The 17,946-nt window shown below is 68.3% G+C and carries 17 protein-coding genes, 1 tRNA gene and 3 pseudogenes; 17 read left to right on the top strand and 4 right to left on the bottom strand.

What is annotated here, in order from left to right; all coding sequences use genetic code 11:
• Positions 1-3 precede the first annotated feature (3 nt).
• On the bottom strand, positions 4-2,145 hold the full coding sequence (locus G4G29_RS15090; protein WP_244632063.1) for a transglycosylase domain-containing protein: 2,142 nt from the start codon (positions 2,143-2,145) through the stop codon (positions 4-6).
• 110 nt (positions 2,146-2,255) lie between these two features.
• Between G4G29_RS15090 and G4G29_RS15085 the strand changes: the two genes are divergently transcribed.
• A complete protein-coding gene (locus tag G4G29_RS15085) occupies positions 2,256-2,480 on the top strand; it encodes a hypothetical protein (RefSeq protein WP_183150688.1) in 225 nt (74 codons plus the stop codon).
• Positions 2,477-2,938 (top strand): RidA family protein, encoded by a 462-nt coding sequence (locus G4G29_RS15080; RefSeq protein ID WP_183150687.1) that lies wholly within the window; start codon positions 2,477-2,479, stop codon positions 2,936-2,938. The genes G4G29_RS15085 and G4G29_RS15080 overlap by 4 nt, the downstream gene beginning before the upstream one ends.
• 87 nt (positions 2,939-3,025) lie before the next feature.
• On the opposite strand, the pseudogene acs reads toward G4G29_RS15080, so the two are convergent.
• Positions 3,026-4,992 (bottom strand): annotated as a pseudogene (gene acs, locus G4G29_RS15075) (acetate--CoA ligase).
• A 401-nt stretch (positions 4,993-5,393) separates the two neighbouring features.
• Here acs and G4G29_RS15070 point away from each other — a divergent pair.
• The 13 genes and pseudogenes from G4G29_RS15070 to G4G29_RS22450 all read left to right on the top strand — a co-directional run bounded on the left by G4G29_RS15070 (position 5,394) and on the right by G4G29_RS22450 (position 15,924).
• Complete coding sequence (locus G4G29_RS15070) at positions 5,394-6,401, top strand: TadA family conjugal transfer-associated ATPase (RefSeq protein ID WP_183150686.1); 1,008 nt, start codon at positions 5,394-5,396, stop codon at positions 6,399-6,401.
• Positions 6,395-6,739 (top strand): annotated as a pseudogene (locus G4G29_RS24145) (pilus assembly protein TadB); the annotation flags it as partial. The gene G4G29_RS15070 and the pseudogene G4G29_RS24145, both read left to right, overlap by 7 nt.
• A 603-nt stretch (positions 6,740-7,342) precedes the next feature.
• Entirely contained in the window at positions 7,343-7,540 is a 198-nt protein-coding gene (locus G4G29_RS15060; protein ID WP_183150685.1) for a DUF4244 domain-containing protein, read from the top strand.
• Between the two features lie 24 nt (positions 7,541-7,564).
• The gene (locus tag G4G29_RS15055) at positions 7,565-7,936 is read left to right on the top strand and encodes a hypothetical protein (protein WP_244632062.1); all 372 of its coding nucleotides are present in this window, start codon (positions 7,565-7,567) and stop codon (positions 7,934-7,936) included.
• A gap of 97 nt (positions 7,937-8,033) precedes the next feature.
• A complete protein-coding gene (locus G4G29_RS15050; RefSeq protein ID WP_345941089.1) occupies positions 8,034-8,261 on the top strand; it encodes a hypothetical protein in 228 nt (75 codons plus the stop codon).
• A gap of 79 nt (positions 8,262-8,340) precedes the next feature.
• A complete protein-coding gene (gene topA, locus G4G29_RS15045) occupies positions 8,341-11,202 on the top strand; it encodes a type I DNA topoisomerase (RefSeq protein WP_183150684.1) in 2,862 nt (953 codons plus the stop codon).
• Positions 11,199-11,828 carry a dTMP kinase gene (gene tmk, locus G4G29_RS15040; protein WP_183150683.1) on the top strand — a complete coding sequence of 210 codons (630 nt, stop codon included), beginning with the start codon at positions 11,199-11,201 and terminating at the stop codon, positions 11,826-11,828. The genes topA and tmk overlap by 4 nt, the downstream gene beginning before the upstream one ends.
• A 69-nt stretch (positions 11,829-11,897) precedes the next feature.
• The gene (locus G4G29_RS15035; protein ID WP_183150682.1) at positions 11,898-13,055 is read left to right on the top strand and encodes a DNA polymerase III subunit delta'; all 1,158 of its coding nucleotides are present in this window, start codon (positions 11,898-11,900) and stop codon (positions 13,053-13,055) included.
• Positions 13,052-14,605, top strand: a complete 1,554-nt coding sequence (locus tag G4G29_RS15030; protein WP_183150681.1) for an alpha/beta hydrolase — start codon at positions 13,052-13,054, stop codon at positions 14,603-14,605. The genes G4G29_RS15035 and G4G29_RS15030 overlap by 4 nt, the downstream gene beginning before the upstream one ends.
• 69 nt (positions 14,606-14,674) lie before the next feature.
• Positions 14,675-14,747: transfer RNA gene (locus G4G29_RS15025), tRNA-Thr, on the top strand.
• 67 nt (positions 14,748-14,814) lie between these two features.
• Positions 14,815-15,396, top strand: a complete 582-nt coding sequence (locus G4G29_RS15020; protein ID WP_183150680.1) for an isochorismatase family protein — start codon at positions 14,815-14,817, stop codon at positions 15,394-15,396.
• Between the two features lie 56 nt (positions 15,397-15,452).
• Positions 15,453-15,653: pseudogene (locus G4G29_RS22455) on the top strand (DUF1697 domain-containing protein); the annotation flags it as partial.
• A gap of 76 nt (positions 15,654-15,729) precedes the next feature.
• Complete coding sequence (locus G4G29_RS22450) at positions 15,730-15,924, top strand: hypothetical protein (protein WP_244632061.1); 195 nt, start codon at positions 15,730-15,732, stop codon at positions 15,922-15,924.
• 63 nt (positions 15,925-15,987) lie between these two features.
• Here the strand turns inward: G4G29_RS22450 and G4G29_RS15010 are convergent, their stop codons facing one another.
• Entirely contained in the window at positions 15,988-16,203 is a 216-nt protein-coding gene (locus G4G29_RS15010) for a hypothetical protein (RefSeq protein ID WP_183150679.1), read from the bottom strand.
• 25 nt (positions 16,204-16,228) lie between these two features.
• Here G4G29_RS15010 and G4G29_RS15005 point away from each other — a divergent pair, with 25 nt between their 5' ends.
• Positions 16,229-16,744, top strand: coding sequence for a CGNR zinc finger domain-containing protein (locus tag G4G29_RS15005; protein WP_183150678.1), 516 nt, complete (start codon positions 16,229-16,231; stop codon positions 16,742-16,744).
• Positions 16,745-16,765: 21 nt separating this feature from the next.
• Here the strand turns inward: G4G29_RS15005 and G4G29_RS15000 are convergent, their stop codons facing one another.
• Positions 16,766-17,311: a type 1 glutamine amidotransferase domain-containing protein gene (locus G4G29_RS15000; RefSeq protein WP_183150677.1), complete on the bottom strand. Its 546-nt coding sequence runs from the start codon at positions 17,309-17,311 to the stop codon at positions 16,766-16,768.
• Between the two features lie 171 nt (positions 17,312-17,482).
• Here G4G29_RS15000 and G4G29_RS14995 point away from each other — a divergent pair, with 171 nt between their 5' ends.
• Positions 17,483-17,941, top strand: coding sequence for a hypothetical protein (locus G4G29_RS14995; RefSeq protein WP_183150676.1), 459 nt, complete (start codon positions 17,483-17,485; stop codon positions 17,939-17,941).
• Positions 17,942-17,946 lie beyond the last annotated feature (5 nt).

Genomic DNA, 17,946 nt, shown 5'->3' with positions numbered 1-17,946 from the left:
GCGTCAGGTTGCGGTCCGCGTCGGGGAACCTGTCGCCCCGTACGCGGCGTTGGCGGCCGCCTGTGCAGCCCTGGCCAGCGGATACCGCATGGCGTTGAGCTGGTAGTTGCCCGCCCACTTCTGATAGATGTCGGCCTGGCCCTTCCAACGGCCCGCCCACACGGCGGTGGTGACCTTCGTGCTCGACTCGATCATCATCGTGGACCAGCGGTCGTGTGTTCCGGTCTTGCCGATGAGGGGCGTGCCGTCGTAGGGGTTCGCCTGGTTGCCGGTGCCGCCGTTCATCACACTTTGCAGGGCGTACGCCGCGGTCGCCGCGACCTCCTTGGAGATGACGCCCTCGGTGCACGCCGCCGCCGGCAGCTCTCGCTCCTTGCCGTCGGGGCCGACGACGCGGTCGATCGCTCGCGGCGTGCAGTACGTGCCACCGCTCGCCACCGTGGCGTAGGCGCCGGCCATGGCGATCGGCGAGATGTTCTTCGGGCCGAGCACGTCGTACGGCACGTTCTCGTCGGTGACCTTCTTGCCGTTGGCGAGTGTGACGCCCATGCGGTCGGCGACCTTGTTGATGTCGCAGATGTCGAGCTTCGACGCCATGGCGAAGTACCCGCTGTTGAGCGAGTTGCGCGTGAAGTTCATGACCGACCCCGTGGAGCCGCCGCCCCCACCGAAGTTGCCGATCTCCTTGGTGTTCGTCGACTGCGGAACGGTGCAGACGGGGATCTTCAGGTTGGTCTGCACGCGGCCGTTGAGCACCTCGTTGACGGAATGGCCCTTCTCGAGCCAGTCGATCAGGGTGAAGAGCTTGTACACCGATCCGACTTGGAAGCCGCCGGAATTGCCGTGCAACTGGTCACCCGCGAAGACGAGGGACGTCTTGGCGAGGTCGTCGGTCGGGGTCTCCACGAACTGCGTGTTCTGCGTCATCGAGAGGATGCGGCCGGTGCCGACCTCGATCGAGACCCCGGCGGCGCCGAAGTAGTTGTTGTCGTAGTTCGCGGGGACGATCTCGCCCATCGTGCGGGCGGCGTCGTTCTGGATGCGGAAGTCGAGCGACGTGTAGATCTTGAGCCCGCCGCGGCGCAGCAGATCGCGTCGATCCTGCTCCGTCGCCCCGAAGGCCTCGTCGTTCTCGACGATGGACTTCACGTACTGGCAGAAGTACGCGTTCGGGCCCGCGCCGCCGCAGCCCTGCGTCGGAACCTTGATCGCGGGCGTGATCGGAGCGGCCTTGGCCTCGTCGTACTGCGCCTGAGTGATCTTGCCGTCGGCGAGCATCCGGCCGAGCACGTAGTCGCGGCGATCCTTCGTCCCTGCGTACCCGTCGGCCTCGCTGTTCTGCGCGACACCTTCCTTGTTGGTCCAGGTGCCTTCCTTCTTGTCGATCCGGTACGTGTTCGGGTTCTGCACGATGCCGGCGAGGGTCGCGGCCTGTGCCACGGTCAGGTTCGCCGCCGTCGTCGAGAAGTAGTAGCGCGACGCGGCCTCGATGCCGTAGACGGTGCCGCCGAAGTTCGCGATGTTGAGGTAACCGAGAAGGATGTCGTTCTTCGAGTAGTCCTTCTCGATCTGGATGGCGTAGCGCATCTCCTGCAGCTTGCGCTCGATGCCGTCGGCGCCCGTCGCCTCGGTCGCATCCCGCCAGCACTGCTGCAGCTCTTCGGAATACGTGTCGGAGGTGGTGTCGACGTTCTGCTCGCACTCCTGGATGCGGACGTTCTTGACGAACTGCTGGCTGATCGTCGACGCGCCGCGACTGGAGGTTCCGCGGACGTTGTCGATCAGCGCCTTCATGGTGGCGCCCACGTTGACGCCGCCGTGGCTGTAGAAGCTCTTGTCCTCACTGGAGAGGATCGCGTCGTACAGCACAGGGGAGACCTGGTCGTACTTGACGGGGACGCGGTTCTGCTCGTAGAACGAGGCGAGGGCGATGTCCTTGCCGTCCTGATCGGTCGCGTAGATCGTGGACTGCTCCATGGGGTTGTCCACCTGCAGGACCTCGGGGAGCTCGTCGAAGAGCGTGAGCGCCTGGGCGCCGGCGAGTCCGGACATCGTCAAGACGGGGGTGACGCTGGCGGCGACCAGGAGTCCGGCGACGGCGCTCAGACCGACGAGCCCGACGAGACCGCCGAGGACGCCTCTCACCGTGCGATTCTTTTGGGGCATACGCTTGATCGTAGGGGAGTTCCCTGAATACCACCTTTGACGAGCCCGGCCCCGGATCAGGGTGTCGCGCCCCGATCGACAGGAGTGCCATGACCACGTGGGAGTACCTCACCACGCCGCTGCTGATCCACAACACCGCTGCGATCCTCAACAACTGGGGCAAGCAGGGCTGGGAGCTGGTGCAGGTCGTGCAGGGCCCCGAGGGAGGGCTCGTCGCCTACCTGAAGCGCCCCGTGACCACCGACGCCTCGGCGAACGCGGGACTCGCCGCCGCGGAGCAGGCTGCCCGCCAGTTCGAGGGAGGGCAGGCGTGAGCGTCGCCGCCCGGCTCGCCGAGCTCGGCATCGAGCTTCCCGCCGTCGCGGCACCTGTCGCGGCCTACGTCCCGGCCGTCGTCCACGGCGGGCTGGTCTACACCTCGGGTCAACTGCCCTTCGTCGACGGCACGCTGCCTGCTGTGGGCAAGGTGGGCACGCAGGTCTCGGCGGAAGACGCCAAGGCCTATGCGCGCACCTGTGCGCTGAACGCGCTCGCCGCCGCGGCCGCCGACGCGGCGGGTGGCGTCGATCGCATCGCCGGTGTGCTCCGCGTCGGTGGATTCGTCGCCTCCGCTGCCGCATTCATCGGTCAGCCCGGCGTCGTCAACGGTGCGAGCGAGGTGCTCGGCGAGATCTTCGGCGACGCCGGACGCCACGCTCGCGCGGCCGTCGGAGTCGCCGAGCTTCCCCTCGGAAGCCCCGTCGAGGTCGAGGTGACCTTCATCCTCGCCTGACGCGCCGTGACGGCATCCGTGTCGATCGCGGAACGACGAACGCGCCTCCCGTGTCGGGAGGCGCGTTCGTCGTCTGCGGCGACGGACCTACTTCACCTGCGCCGAGATGATGCTCATCACCGCGGTGTCCGCGAGCGTCGTGGTGTCGCCGACCTCGCGCCCCTCGGCGACATCGCGCAGCAGACGTCGCATGATCTTCCCGAGCGGGTCTTGGGCAGCTCGCCGACGATGTACACGTCGCGGGGACGGGCGATGGCGCCGATCTGCTCGCCGACCCACAGGCGCAGCTGCTGGGCGAGACCTGCGGGCTCGTGTTCTGCGAGGTAGCTCTCCTTGATGATGACGAAGGCGACGACGGCCTGGCCGGTCGTCTCGTCGGATGCGCCGACCACCGCGGCCTCGGCCGTCGCCTCGTGCGCTACCAGCGACGACTCGATCTCGGCGGTGGAGAGACGGTGCCCTGAGACGTTCATGACGTCGTCGACGCGGCCGAGCAGCCACAGGTCGCCGTCCTCGTCGAGGCGTGCTCCGTCGCCGGCGAAGTAGTAGCCCTGGTCCTCGAACTTCTCCCAATAGGTCTCGCGGTAGCGCTCCGGATCGCCCCAGATGCCACGCAGCATGCTCGGCCACGGCTCGGTGATCACCAGCAGTCCGCCGTTGCCGTTGCCCACCTCGACGCCCTGCTCGTCGACGACGTCGATCGAGATGCCGGGGAGGGGGACCTGTGCGGATCCGGGCTTGGTCTCGGTGACGCCGGGAAGTGCCGACACCATGATCGCGCCGGTCTCGGTCTGCCACCAGGTGTCGACGATCGGGGTCTTGCCGGCGCCGATCACCTCGCGGTACCACATCCATGCCTCGGGGTTGATGGGCTCGCCCACCGATCCCAGCAGACGCAAGGATGACAGGTCGAACTTCTTCGGGACGCTGCGGCCGATCTTCATGAACGAGCGGATGGCGGTCGGGGCGGTGTAGAAGATCGAGACCTTGTACTTCTCGATGATCTCCCACCAGCGTCCGGGGTGCGGCGTGTCCGGTGTGCCTTCGTAGAGGACCTGGGTCGCGCCGTTCGCCAGGGGGCCGTACGTGACGTAGCTGTGGCCGGTGATCCACCCGATGTCGGCTGTGCACCAGAACACATCGGTCTCCGGGTGCAGGTCGAACACGTACTTGTGGGAGTACGCGGCCTGGGTGAGATAGCCGCCGGAGGTGTGCAGGATGCCCTTGGGCTTCCCCGTGGTCCCCGAGGTGTAGAGGATGAAGAGCGGGTTCTCCGCGGGGAAGGCCTGCGCGGTGTGCTCGGCCGATGCCTCGGGCACCACATCGTGCCACCACAGGTCGCGGCCTTCGATCCAGTCGACGTCGTTCTCGCCGCGCTTGACGACCAGGACGTGCTCGACGGTCTGCTGCTCGCCCTCACCGCGGTCGGCCAGCGCCTGGTCGACCGCGGGCTTGAGCGCCGAGACGCGACCCTTGCGGTAGCCGCCGTCGGCGGTGATCACGAGCTTCGCTCCCGCGTCGTCGATGCGCGAGCGCAGACTGTCGGCGCTGAACCCGCCGAAGACGACCGAGTGGATGGCGCCGAGGCGCGCGACCGCGAGCATCGAGGCGATCGCCTCGGGGATCATCGGCAGATAGATCGCCACGCGGTCGCCCTGTCCGATGCCGAGTCCGGACAACACGTTCGCGACGCGCTTGACCTCGTCGGTGAGCTCCGCGTAGGTGATACGGCGGGAGTCGCCGGGCTCGCCCTCCCAGTGCAGGGCGACGCGATCGCCGTTGCCGGCTTCGACATGGCGGTCGAGGCAGTTGTAGGCGACGTTGATCTCGCCATCGTCGAACCACTTGGCGAACGGCGGGTTCGTCCAGTCGAGGACCTGTGTGAACGGCTTGTGCCAGTGCACGAGCTCACGGGACTGCTCGCCCCAGAAGGTCTCGCGATCAGTGGCAGCGCGCTCATACAGTGCGGGCGACGAGATGGTCTGGGCGACGAACTCCTCCGATGGCGCGAACCGCCGGGTCTCGTCGAGAAGGTGGTCGATCTGGCTGCTCATCGGCAGGCGCTCCTTTGCGGCATTCGGGTCGTTCGAGCGTGGTCGCGGGGGTGGTCGACCAGGTCACGGCGAATCTATCCTCGTGACTCGGGAGCGCATACTGCCGAAAGTCGGTAGTCGCGTCGGTTTTGTCAGGACGGTTGCCTTGCGTACACTCGACGACAGCCGAAATCTCATTCCGGCCTTGGCGTGCCCGATTCCCCCAATCGTGGTCCGCCGTGGGCGGCATCTCATTCCCCCCGTGAGATGCCGCCCATTCCGTTGGGAGCGCTCCCGCCTGTGCCCGCCCGCTCGCCCCGAATTCCTGCACCGGCTGTGGGGAGATGCGGCTTGTGCACAGTCCTCGAGCCATCGATGAGCGCCTGGAGACAGGGCTCATCGCCGCCGCCTAGCGTCGCGGTATGACAGATTCCTTCGTCATCCAGCCCAGGGAAGACTCGCGTGTCGCCCTCTCGACGGACGCCGCCTGCGAGCCGCTGCGCCTCGATCACGCCTTCGGTCCCCTTCGCGCTCACATCGACGAGACCGTCACCGACGTGTTCGTCAACGGAACATGCGGTCTGTTCGTCGATCGGGGGCATGGGGCCGAAGCCGTAGCCGGCTGGCGCGCATCGGAGCGGGAGGTCCGTGAGCTCGCCGTCGCCCTCGTCGGCCTCGGCGGCCGCCATCTCGACGATCAGGCGCCGTGCGTCGACGTTCGCCTGAACTCCGGAATCCGCGTGCACGCCGTCCTCGCACCCGTCGCGACCGCGGGAACCGCTCTGTCGATCCGCATCCCCAGGGTGCGCGCCGCGGATCTCGACGCTCTCGCGGCCCTCGGCGCGTTCGGAGCGCGCCAGCAGGCGTGGTTGCTCGACCTTGTCGCGAAGCGGGCGAACATCCTCATCACGGGCGGGACCGGAACCGGCAAGACCACGCTGCTCTCCGCACTGCTGTCGGCGGTGCCCCCGACCGAGCGCATCGTCACCATCGAAGACGTGGCCGAGCTGCGCCCTCGCCATCCGCATCACGTCGCACTCGAGGCGCGTCAGGCCAATTTGGAAGGCGCAGGAGGGATCTCCCTTTCCCGCCTCGTGCGGGAATCCCTCCGGATGCGGCCGGATCGGCTGGTGGTCGGCGAATGCCGAGGCGAAGAGGTCCGAGAACTGCTCACAGCGTTGAACACCGGGCATGACGGAGGGGCGGGCACGCTGCACGCCAGTGGACTCCGGGATGTTCCCGCTCGTCTCGAAGCACTCGGCGCCCTGGCGGGCATGGACGCCGTCGCACTCGCGCGTCAGTGCGTCAGTGCCTTCACCGTGGTGCTCCACCTCGACCGCGCTCCGGGCGGAGTTCGACGGATCCGAAACGCAGGACGCCTCGTGATCACCGGCGACCGGCTCGACATCCAGGAGGTGAGTCCATGGTGATCCGCCTGCGCGGAGGCGGGGAACGCTCGAGCGGGGGTGCTGACGTGGCTGCGTCCGTGCAGACGTTGGCGGTGCTTCTGCAGGCGGGAGCCGTGCCGCTGATCGCCTGGCGTCACGTCGCCGGAACCGGAGACCGGCACGCCGCTGCCGTGGTCGATCGGGTCGACCGTGGCGTCCCCCTTCTGCCGGCGATCGAGGCCGAGGGTGGCGCGTGGGTCGACCTGGCAGCGGCATGGGAGATCGCGACGACGGTCGGTGCTCCGCTCGCGGAAGTTCTCCGGATCATCGCCGAGTCGTTGCGAGACGCCTCCGCCGCCGACGACGACGTGCGCATCGCCCTCGCCGAGCCCGCGGGGACCGCACGACTGCTGCTCTGGATGCCCTTCGCCGGACTCGTCCTCGGCTTCGCTCTCGGGTTCGACACCCTCGGGGTCGTGATCGGGAATCCGCTCGGCGCCCTCTGCGTGATCGCCGGGCTCCTCCTCGTGCTCGCAGCACGTGTGTGGACGGGCCGGCTTCTGCGTCGCGCGCGACCGGCACCGGGAATCCCGGGCATGCAGGCGGAGCTGATGGCCGTGGCGCTCGCGGGCGGGGTATCCATCGACCGTGCGCGACGGCTGGTCGCCGAGTTCCGCATCCGTCGGAGCCGATCATCGGATCGACACCGTGCTCGATCTGTCGCGCGCCGCGGGCGTACCCGCTGCCGAACTCCTCAGGGCATCCGCCGCACAAGACCGCCACTCCGCCAGAGTGCAGGGGCGTCTGCGTGCGGCGAAACTCTCGACGCGGCTGTTGATCCCTCTGGGCGTGTGCACGTTGCCGGCGTTCCTGCTGCTCGGCGTTGCGCCTCTTCTGCTCAGCGTCCTGTCCTCGACACCCTTGCCGGTGTGACCGGCATCAGATCACCCGATGCGCAGGCATCCCAGAGAAAGAAGAACATCATGAAGAGCATTCCCCGATTGGACCGACGCCGTGCGGCAGGACTCTTCGGCGACGACACCGGCGCAGCGACCGCCGAGTACGCGATCACCACGATGGCTGCTGTGGCCTTCGCCGGTCTCCTTGTCGCGATCATGAGATCCGACGAGGTCCGCGGCATCCTGACCAACCTCGTGCGGCGAGCTCTGACGGTGTCGTGATGCGCGCGAGGGGAAGGTCCAGCGGTGGACGCCGATGCCGCGCGCTGTCGCGCATCGAGCCCGACGACCGCGAGCGCGGATCGGTCGCTGCCGAACTCGCGCTCGCGCTACCCGCGGTGGTGCTCGCGCTCCTGCTCGGAGCGGGGCGCGCTCAGTGCGGCAGCGCGCCAGGTCGCCCTTCAAGACGCATCAGCCGACGCTGCTCGTCTCCTCGGGCGCGGTGAAGGGGCCGCGGCTGCCGCACGGGTGGTGAACGTGGCGGTCCCCGCGGCGCATGTCTCCTCCTCCCGTTCGGGCGACCTGGTCTGCGTCACCGCGACCACAGAGGCGATGATCGGCAGCCTCGTCCGGGTGCCGCAGCGAGCGTCGAGCTGTGCGCTCGACGGCGGCCTCTGATGGCGGGCACGGCGCTTGCCGCCGGCGTCCTCACGGTCGCCGCTGCGCTGTCCCTCGGGCTGGCGGCTGTCGGGGAGCGTGCGTCACCGCGCAGCGGGTGGCAGGCGCCGCCGATGCCGCGGCGCTCGCGGCAGCCGATACCGCGAGCGGCGCCGTGCCGGGCACGGACGCGCCGTGCACGGTCGCGGGGCGGGTGGCGACGGCAGCAGGAGCCGCACTCACCGGCTGCACCCTCGAAGGCTTCGTGGCGACCGTGGAGGTCCAGGCGGCGTACGCTGGTCTCGCAGCCGTCTCCCGAGCCCGTGCCGGGCCACCCGAGGGATGATGACGGCCGTGCGACCTCGCTCACTGTGAACAACCCCACACAGTGGTGTGTATGGTGTGCTTCGAAGAAAGGACGCCCCTTGGCTGAAGGCAAGAAGCTCGTCATCGTCGAGTCCCCGACGAAGATGCGGTCTATTCAGGGATACCTCGGCGACGGCTACGAGGTGCTCAGCTCCGTCGGCCACATCCGCGATCTCGCCGACAAGAAGGACATCCCCGCCGACGACAAGCAGGCGTACGGGAAGTACTCGATCGACATCGAGAACGGCTTCGACCCCTACTACGTCGTCTCCGACCGCAAGACCAAGACCGTGGCCGAGCTCAAGCGCGCGCTCAAGAGTGCGGACGAACTCCTGCTCGCCACTGATGAGGACCGCGAGGGGGAGGCGATCGCCTGGCATCTGCTCGAGACGCTCAAGCCCAAGGTCCCCGTCAAGCGCATGGTCTTCCATGAGATCACGAAGGACGCGATCCAGGCTGCTGTGGGGAACACCCGCGAGCTCGACCACGACCTGGTCGATGCCCAGGAGACCCGACGCATCCTCGACCGGCTCTACGGCTGGGACGTGTCGCCCGTGCTCTGGTACAAGGTCAAGACCGGGATCTCCGCCGGCCGTGTGCAGTCCGCGGCGACCCGGCTCATCGTCGACCGCGAGCGCGAGCGCATGGCGTTCACGTCCGCGGAGTACTGGGACGTCGACGCCGCAGCGGCGGCGACGGGCACCTCGTTCAAGATCCGACTCGTCCGCGTCGACGGTGGTCAGCTCGCCCGTGGAACCGACTTCGACGACGACGGGAAGCTCAAGAAGGCCGTCGTCATCCTCGACGAGGCAGCGGCCACCGCGCTCGCCGAGGCCATCGACGCCGTCGGTGCCGGCACCGTCACCAAGGTCGAGGCCAAGCCGGGCACCCGCAGCCCGTACGCGCCGTTCACGACATCCACGATGCAGCAGGAGGCCGGCCGCAAGCTCTCCATGGGAGCGAAGCAGGCGATGGGTGTCGCCCAGCGGCTGTATGAGAAGGGGTACATCACCTATATGCGTACCGACTCCACGTCGCTGAGCACCCAGGCGGTGCAGGCGGCGCGGAGCCAGGCGGTGGCCCTCTACGGCGATGCGGCAGTGCCGCTGAAGCCGCGCGTCTACAAGTCGAAGAGCAAGAACGCCCAGGAGGCACACGAGGCGATCCGCCCCTCCGGTGACACCTTCCGCACACCGGCCTCGCTGTCGTCCGAGCTCGACCGTGACGAGCAGCGCCTCTACGACCTCATCTGGAAGCGGACGGTCGCCAGCCAGATGTCCGACGCGAAGTACGAGACCACCACGGTGACGATCGCCGTCGATGCCGCGGGTAAGAAGGCGGAGTTCACCGCGTCGGGAACCGTGTACACCTTCAAGGGCTTCCTCGAGGCGTACGAAGAAGGTCGCGACGAGAAGCGCAGCGATGCCGATGCTGCGGAGAACCAGTCGCTCCCCGCCGTGGCGGTCGGCGACGAGCTCGTGGTGTCGGATGCCGAGGCCAAGGGGCACCGCACCACGCCGAAGCCGCGATACACCGAGGCGTCCCTCGTGAAGGTGCTCGAGGAGAAGGGCATCGGGCGTCCGTCGACCTTCGCCTCGATCCCCGAGACCATCCTCGACCGCGGATACGCCGTCAAGCGCGGTCAGGCCCTCGTGCCGACGTGGCTCGCGTTCAGCGTGGTCCGACTGCTCGAGGAGCATTTCGCCGAGCTCGTGGACTACGACTTCACCGCAGCGCTCGAAGACGACCTCGACACGATCGCTCGCGGCGAGCAGAACCGCGTCGAATGGCTCAAGTCGTTCTACTTCGGCTCCGACTCCCACGTCGGACTCCGTCAGGTCGTCGACAACCTCGGCGAGATCGACGCACGTGCTCTGAATTCCACGCCGATCACCGACACGGCCACGCTTCGCTTCGGCAAGTACGGCCCCTACCTCGAGGTCGCCGACCCGGAGAACCCCGAGGCCAAGCCGCGCATCGTCAACGTGCCGGAAGATCTCGCCCCCGACGAGCTGACCGCCGAGAAGGCGCAGGAGCTCATCGACGCTCCGGTGGCCGGCGACCGGGTGCTGGGCGAGAACCCCGAGAACGGGAAGATCGTCGTGGTCAAGGACGGTCGGTTCGGACCGTACGTCCAGGAGAACGACCCGGTGTCCGAAGACGCCGCCGTCGACGAGGCGACCGGTGAGGTGGTCGAGGCGCCGAAGGCGAAGCGCGGCGCGAAGAAGAAGGACGCCGCTCCCAAGCCGCGCACGGCGTCGCTGTTCCGCTCGATGTCGGTCGACACGATCGAACTCGACACCGCGCTCAAGCTGCTCAGTCTGCCGCGCGTGGTGGGCGTCGACCCGGAGACCGGCGACGAGATCACGGCGCAGAACGGTCGGTTCGGACCGTACCTCAAGAAGGGCACCGACTCCCGCTCGCTCGAGAACGAGTCGCAGATCTTCGACGTCACGCTCGAGCAGGCGCTGGAGATCTACGCTCAGCCGAAGTACGGGGCAGGGCGACGCGCGTCCAGCGCGCTCGCCGAGTTCGACGCCGACCCCGTCAGCGGCAAGCCGATCCGCATCCGCGACGGGCGCTTCGGCGCGTACGTCACCGACGGGGAGACCAACGTGACGATCCCGCGCGGGCAGAAGGTCGAGGACATCACGTTCGAGATCGCGGTGCAGATGCTCGCGGACAAGCGGGCGAAGGGTCCGGCTCCGAAACGGGGCGCAGCGAAGAAGGCCCCGGCGAAGAAGGCCCCGGCGAAGAAGGCTGCGACCACGACGACCGCGAAGAAGCCCGCGGCCAAGAAGCCTGCGGCGAAGAAGACGACCGCGGCGACATCCGCTGCTCGGTCGGCGGCGGCGAAGAAGGCGGCGGCGACTCGGGCCGCGAACGCTGCGGCGAAGGCCGCAGAGAAGGCGGACTCGTGACCTCGGGTCACGGGGTGTGGATCACGCTCGAGGGCGGAGACGGGTCGGGCAAGACGACGCAGTCGAATCTGCTCGCCGAATGGCTCGAGGGCACCGGTCGCACCGTGGTGCGCACGCGCGAGCCCGGCGGTTCCGAGGTCGGGCACCTGATCCGCGACATCGTGCTGCACCATCGCGGTGACATCGCGCCGCGCGCGGAGGCGTTGCTGTACGCGGCAGACCGGGCGCACCATGTCGCGACGGTCGTGCGGCCGGCGCTCGACCGGGGCGAGATCGTCCTGCAGGATCGCTACCTCGACTCCTCCGTGGCATATCAGGGTGCGGGGCGCATCCTCGATGCGACCGAGATCCGCGAGCTGTCGCTGTGGGCGGCCGAAGGCGCACTCCCGGATCTGACCCTCCTGCTCGACCTGGACCCCGGCGCTGCTCGTGCGCGGCTCGACTCGGCCGACAAGCCGTTCGACCGGCTGGAGGCCGAGCAGGCGGAGTTCCACGGCCGCGTCCGAGACGCCTACCTCGCGCTCGCCGCAGCGGAACCCGACCGGTTCCTCGTGCTCGATGCCGCTGCGCCGGCGGAGGAGATCGCCACGCAGATCCGCGGACGAGTGGCCGCGCTGCTCGGCTGACATACGAGGCGGGCTGCGGTCCGTGGGCGCTCGTGCATGCGCGTCGGTGGTCACGATTAGGCTGAGTGCATGCCCCAGACTGTTCCCGCTCCGTTCCCGTGGGCGGATGTGTGGGGCCAGGACGCGGCCGTCGACACGCTCCGAACCGCGGCATCCGATCCTGCAGCGCTCTCGCACGCGTGGTTGATCACCGGTCCTCCCGGCTCGGGTCGTTCGACCCTCGCATATGCTTTCGCCGCAGCCCTCGTCGCCGATCACCCCGACGATGAAACCGTGATGCGTCAGGTGCTCGCGGGCACCCACCCCGATGTCACGGCTCTGCGCACCGACAAGGTCATCATCACGATCGCCGAGGCGCGCAGCCTGGTCGAGCGCTCCTACTTCGCGCCGTCGGCTGGTCGCTACCGGGTCATCGTGGTCGAAGATGCCGACCGCATGGTCGAACGCACCTCGAACGTGCTGCTGAAGGCGCTGGAAGAGCCGCCCGAGCAGACAGTGTGGATCTTGTGCGCGCCCAGCGAGGCCGATCTGCTGCCCACGATCCGCTCGCGGGTGCGTTCGCTGCGTCTGAGCGAGCCCGACGTGACCGACGTCGCCCGACTGATCAGTCTGCGCACCGGAGTCGACGAGAACGTCGCCGAACAGGCCGCTCGCCACGCTCAACGTCACATCGGCATGGCGCAGCGACTCGCGACCGACGACTCCGCTCGTCGGCGGCGCGACGAGACCCTGAGATCGGTCATCGCGGTGCGCGGGGTCGGCGATGCGGTCGAGGTCGCCGGGCGGATCATCCAGGCGGCGACCGAGGATGCGAAGTCTCTCACGGCCGAACGTGACGCGAACGAGAGGGCCTCGCTCCTGCGCACGATCGGGATCGCCGAGGGACAGGCGGTGCCCCCGGCATTGCGCACGCAACTGTCCGCTCTGGAAGACGATCAGAAGAAGCGCGCGACCCGTAGCCTGCGAGACGGCATCGATCGCGTGCTCACCGACCTGCAGTCCCTGTTCCGTGATGTCGTCATGCTCCAGTTCGGACGCGGGGACGATCTGATCAACAGCGAGCTGCGTTCCGAACTGGAGGGTCTCGCAGACGCCTGGTCGGAGACCCGTACGCTTGTCGTACTTGACCACCTTGCCGAGACGCGGCAGTCGTTGGAGCGCAACGTCGCTCCGCTGCTCGCCCTGGAGAGCTTGCTCGTGACGATCACGAGCGGGAGGAAACCGTGACGAACCGATCGACTTCCCGCTTCCGTCGCGCCGCTGCGGTGATCGCCGGTATCGCCGCAGCCTCCGTCGCGCTCTCCGGGTGCCTGTACGCGATGATCCCCGAGCAGACGTCTCGTCCGTCGACGACGAGCGCGCCCGACACCGAGGGTGTGTCCGAAGACCTGCTGCCCTTCTACTCGCAGGAACTCGAATGGACGGACTGCGGCCCCGGTTTCGACTGCACGGATGTCACGGCGCCGCTCGACTGGGAGAACCCGAGCGCCGGCGACATCACCCTGTCGGTGGTCCGGCATCGCGCCCAGGGGACCCCCGTCGGTTCGCTGCTGACCAACCCGGGCGGTCCGGGTGCGAGTGGCGTCGACCTCGTGCAGAACAACCTCACGTTCGCGGTCGGCGCCGACCTCATCGAGAACTACGACGTGATCGGGTTCGACCCGCGCGGCGTCGGCGCCTCCACCGCCGTGACCTGTTACGACGCCCCCGAGATGGACGAGTACCTCTACGGAATCCCTGCCGCGGCCCGTGGCACGGCGGAGTGGGAGGCCGAACTCCTCGAGGCGCACAAGGGCTTCGCCGAGGCGTGCGATGCGAACAGCGGCGGCATCCTGCCGTACATCACGACGGTCAACGCCGCTCGCGACATGGATCTGATCCGTGCCGTCCTCGGCGACACGCAGCTGAACTACCTCGGCTACTCGTACGGCACGTTCCTCGGCGCGACCTACGCGAAGCTCTACCCCGAGAAGGCCGGTCGTCTGGTGCTCGACGGTGCGATCGATCCCGCCGTCCCCGGGCTCGAGGTGGGTGCCACGCAGGCTCTCGGCTTCGAATCCGCACTGCGGGCCTACATGCAGGACTGCCTCGATTCCGGGGAGTGCCCGTTCAACGGCAGCGTCGACGAAGCGATGACCGACCTCGGGGCTCTGCTGGCGAGCGTCGACCGCACCCCGCTGAAGAACGGTGACGGCCGCCTGATGGGAGCCGACTCGTTGATGACGGGCATCATCGCCGCCCTGTACTCGCAGGACAACTGGGGATACCTCACGCAGGCGCTCGACGAGGCGCTCCAGGGCGACCCGGGTTCTGCCTTCTTCCTCGCCGACTTCTACAACGGTCGTGAGGACGGCGTCTACATCGACAACTCCACCGAGGCGTTCCGCGCGTACAACTGCATGGACTACCCGGTGGAAGACGACCCGGCAGCCGAAGCCGCTATCGACGACAAGATCGCCGAGGGGGCTCCCACCATCGCCCCCTACTGGAGCGGTCCGGACTCGTGCGAGGTGTGGCCGTACCCGCCGACCGGCACGCGCGGCGAGATCACCGCTGAGGGCGCTGGTCCCATCCTGGTGATCGGCACGACGAACGACCCCGCGACGCCGTACGAGTGGTCCGAGTCGCTTGCCGACCAGTTGGAGGAGGGTGTCCTCATCACTCGCGTCGGCGAAGGGCACACCGGTTACAACAAGGGCAACACCTGCGTGGACGACGCCGTGGAGGCGTTCCTGCTCGACGACGTGGTGCCCGAGGACGGCCTCCGCTGCGAGTGAGTCGGGCTCGATTCGCGAGCGGGCGCGAGACAGGGTAATATCGGTGATCGCGCCGCTCACGCGTCGCACGCCGCTTTAGCTCAGTCGGCAGAGCATTTCACTCGTAATGAAAAGGTCGTCAGTTCGATTCTGACAAGCGGCTCCGAAGGCCCCGTGATGCGAAGAACATCACGGGGCCTTTCCCGTCTCGTGCGGCGTACCCTCGACGTATGAGCAGAGCGCTTCTCATCGTCGACGTGCAGAACGACTTCACCGAGGGCGGCGCCCTCGCCGTCGCGGGAGGCGATGTCGTGGCTGCCGCGATCACGACCTTTCTCGCCTCGCATTCCGGGGAGTATCAGGTGATCATCGCGTCTCGTGACTGGCATGACGCCGAGGGTGACAACGGAGGCCACTTCGCGGAGGCGCCTGACTTCGTCGACACCTGGCCTGTGCACTGTGTCGCAGGCACGGAGGGCGCCGAGTACGATCCGCTGCTGGTGACCGAGGCCGTGACGCACCACGTCCGCAAGGGCCAGGGCAAGCCGGCGTATTCGATGTTCGAGGGGGAGACGCCCGAGGGGGAGACCGTCGGGGCGATCCTGAGTGCGGCAGGGGTGCTCAGCGCCGACGTCGTCGGCCTCGCGACCGACCACTGCGTCCGGGCATCGGCACTCGATGCCATCGCGCACGGCGTGCGCGTCCGGGTGCTCACCGACCTGGTCGCGGGCGTCGCTCCGGAACCCAGCGAAGCGGCACTCGCCGAACTCGTCCATGCCGGTGCGGAGCTGGTCGAGAGCGCCGACGCGTGACCCGCAGCGTCCTGCTGCTGCGAGCCGTGAACGTCAGCGGACGCAACAGCGTCCCCATGGCGCGCCTCCGGGAGGTCCTGGCGGCGGAGACCGACCTCGAAGACCTCTCGACCTACATCGCGAGCGGCAACATCATCTGCGCGACGCCCGCCCACCCGGATGCCGCGTGCGCAGCCGTGCGCGCCGCGATCCACAGCGAGTTCGGCGTCGACACCCCGGTCATCCATCGGACCAACGCGCAGCTCGTCGCATCCGAGGGCGAGCAGCCGTTCCCGGAAGGCGATGTGAAGTTCGTGCACGCGATGTTCCTCGGGGCCTCCGACGCCGGGCGCGGTGGAGGCCCTGGAGCAGCGACGTCGGCCAGCGGAGCGCCTCGCTCTGATCGGGAACGACCTGTGGATCGACTACGGACAGGGTGGCGTGCACTCCACGAGACTCACGAAGACCGTGCTCGATCGCGCTCTCGCCGTCGCGGGGACCGCCCGCAATCTCCGCACGACCCGCCGACTCATCGACCTGACCGGGTGAACCCTCGCGGCGCGGCGGCGAATCGTGGGTGCCGCGCAACGGCGAGATCGTGGAGGCGAGAGGTCAGCTGCGCGGGCGTCCGAGGTCCCCGCTCACGGCGACCGGCGGCGTGTGCGGATGCGCCTGCAGGTCGACGCGGCGGGAGCCGCATTCCCCGCAGCGCACGTAGAGGACGGTGCCGTCACTCGTGGGATGCCGTGACTCGGTGTACCACGCGTGTTCATGCGTCTCCGGGGTCAGCGGGACGCGGGGGATCGGGAGCGTGTCGAGGGAGCTCATGCATCCAGCGTGATGTAATGGTCTTATGCATCTCAACCCTTACGGCGAATATGCGGTACTGCTGGCGGCGTCTCTGGCCAACGACTGGCCGACCGACCGCGCGGGGATCGAGCAACGCACGCTCGAACTGGGCATGACGCAGACCTTCCCGCCCGCCGCAGACGATCACGCGAAGGTCAGGGCGGTCGTCGACGACTGGCTCGCCATCGTCGACGAACCCGACCCCGACGCGCGGGCCGTGCTGTTGAACGCGCAATTGGCGATCGCCGCCGCATACCCGCGACTGACCAACCACGACGGCGAGGGCTGGCACCTGCACTACCGCGACGACGTGCCCTCGCTGCCGTACGTGCTCCGCGCCATCATCAGCCTCGGTACTTCGCTGCACCTCGTCACGCGGGGGATGGGCAGGCTCGGGCGCTGCCAGGCCGCTCCGTGCACCAACGTCGTCGCCGACGTGACACGGAACGGCCGGCAGCGCTTCTGCTCCGTGCGCTGCGCCAACCGTGCTGCCGTGCGTCGCCACCGCGCCCGAGGCTGAGCGCCCGAGAGGACGATCTCCTCAGGCCGTCTGGCCGGAGTGCTTCCCCTCGCCGATCTCCTCCACGAGCTTCGCGTTGAAGGCGGGCAGATCGTCGGGAGTGCGGCTCGAGACCAGGCCCTCATCGACGACGACCTCTTCATCGACCCAGGTCGCGCCCGCATTGCGGAGATCGGTGGTCAGGCTGGGGTAGCTCGTGAGGGTGCGGCCGTCGACGACGCCGGCCTCGATCAGGATCCAGGCGCCGTGACAGATGACGCCGACGGGCTTGTGCTGCTCGAAGAACGAACGGGCCAGTGCGATCGACGGCTCGTCGAGGCGCAGGTGGTCGGCGTTGACGACACCGCCGGGGAGCACGAGCGCGTCGAACTGGTCGGCCGTCGTGTCGGCGGAGAGCAGATCGACGGCCTGCTCATGGCCGTTCTTGCCGGTGATCGCGGCTCCTGCGGGAGCGATCAGCGTCGCACTCGCGCCTTCGGCGGTGACCGCATCCCACGGGCTGGTGAGCTCGCTGTCCTCGAATCCGTCCGTCGCCAGGAATGCCACGCGGCTGCCGGTGAGAGTCATGGATCGTCCTTTCGTCGAGAGTCGTCCGCCGTTCGGGGACGCTTCGACTCTCTCGCGGGGGAACGCGGTGCGGAAGGGGGTGGTCGCTGCGCCACGGCGGTGATACAGGAGAACCGCGATGCGTCGGAGTGCGCGACCGCGAAACCGGTACCGGGTCGATAGCATCCAGACATGCGTCTTCGTCCTGCTCTCGTCCTTCTGCCGGCGCTCATCCTGCTCGCGGGCTGTGCTCCCGAGCCCGCACCGAGCCCCACGCCGGTCGAGACGTCGAACTCGCCGTCGCCGTCCCCTTCGCCGTCGTCGTCGTCTTCCGCGACGCCCGACCCTGTCGAGACGGGCGCAGAATTCACCGGCGCCGAGCTCGTCACGCTCTGCACGGACAAGACCAGGCCGCTCGCACCGGATGCGACGTACTTCAGCGACATGGCGACGACCGAGTACCTGGGAGAGAAGTCGCTCTGGTTCGTCGTGATCCCGAAGACGCTGGACGATCAGGACACGGTCGCGGTGTGCGCGATCGGCGGGACGCCGGACGCGCCGGTGTTCGAGCTCGAGGGCGAGTCGCTGCCGAGCGGTGTGGCGGAGATCCGCGATGAGCTCCTCGCGGGCACGCACGACGGCGAATCCTGAGACGG

The sequence above is a fragment of the Microbacterium sp. Se63.02b genome, assembly GCF_014171575.1.
Taxonomy (GTDB): domain Bacteria; phylum Actinomycetota; class Actinomycetes; order Actinomycetales; family Microbacteriaceae; genus Microbacterium.
This window is presented reverse-complemented; position numbering and strand designations above follow the sequence as displayed.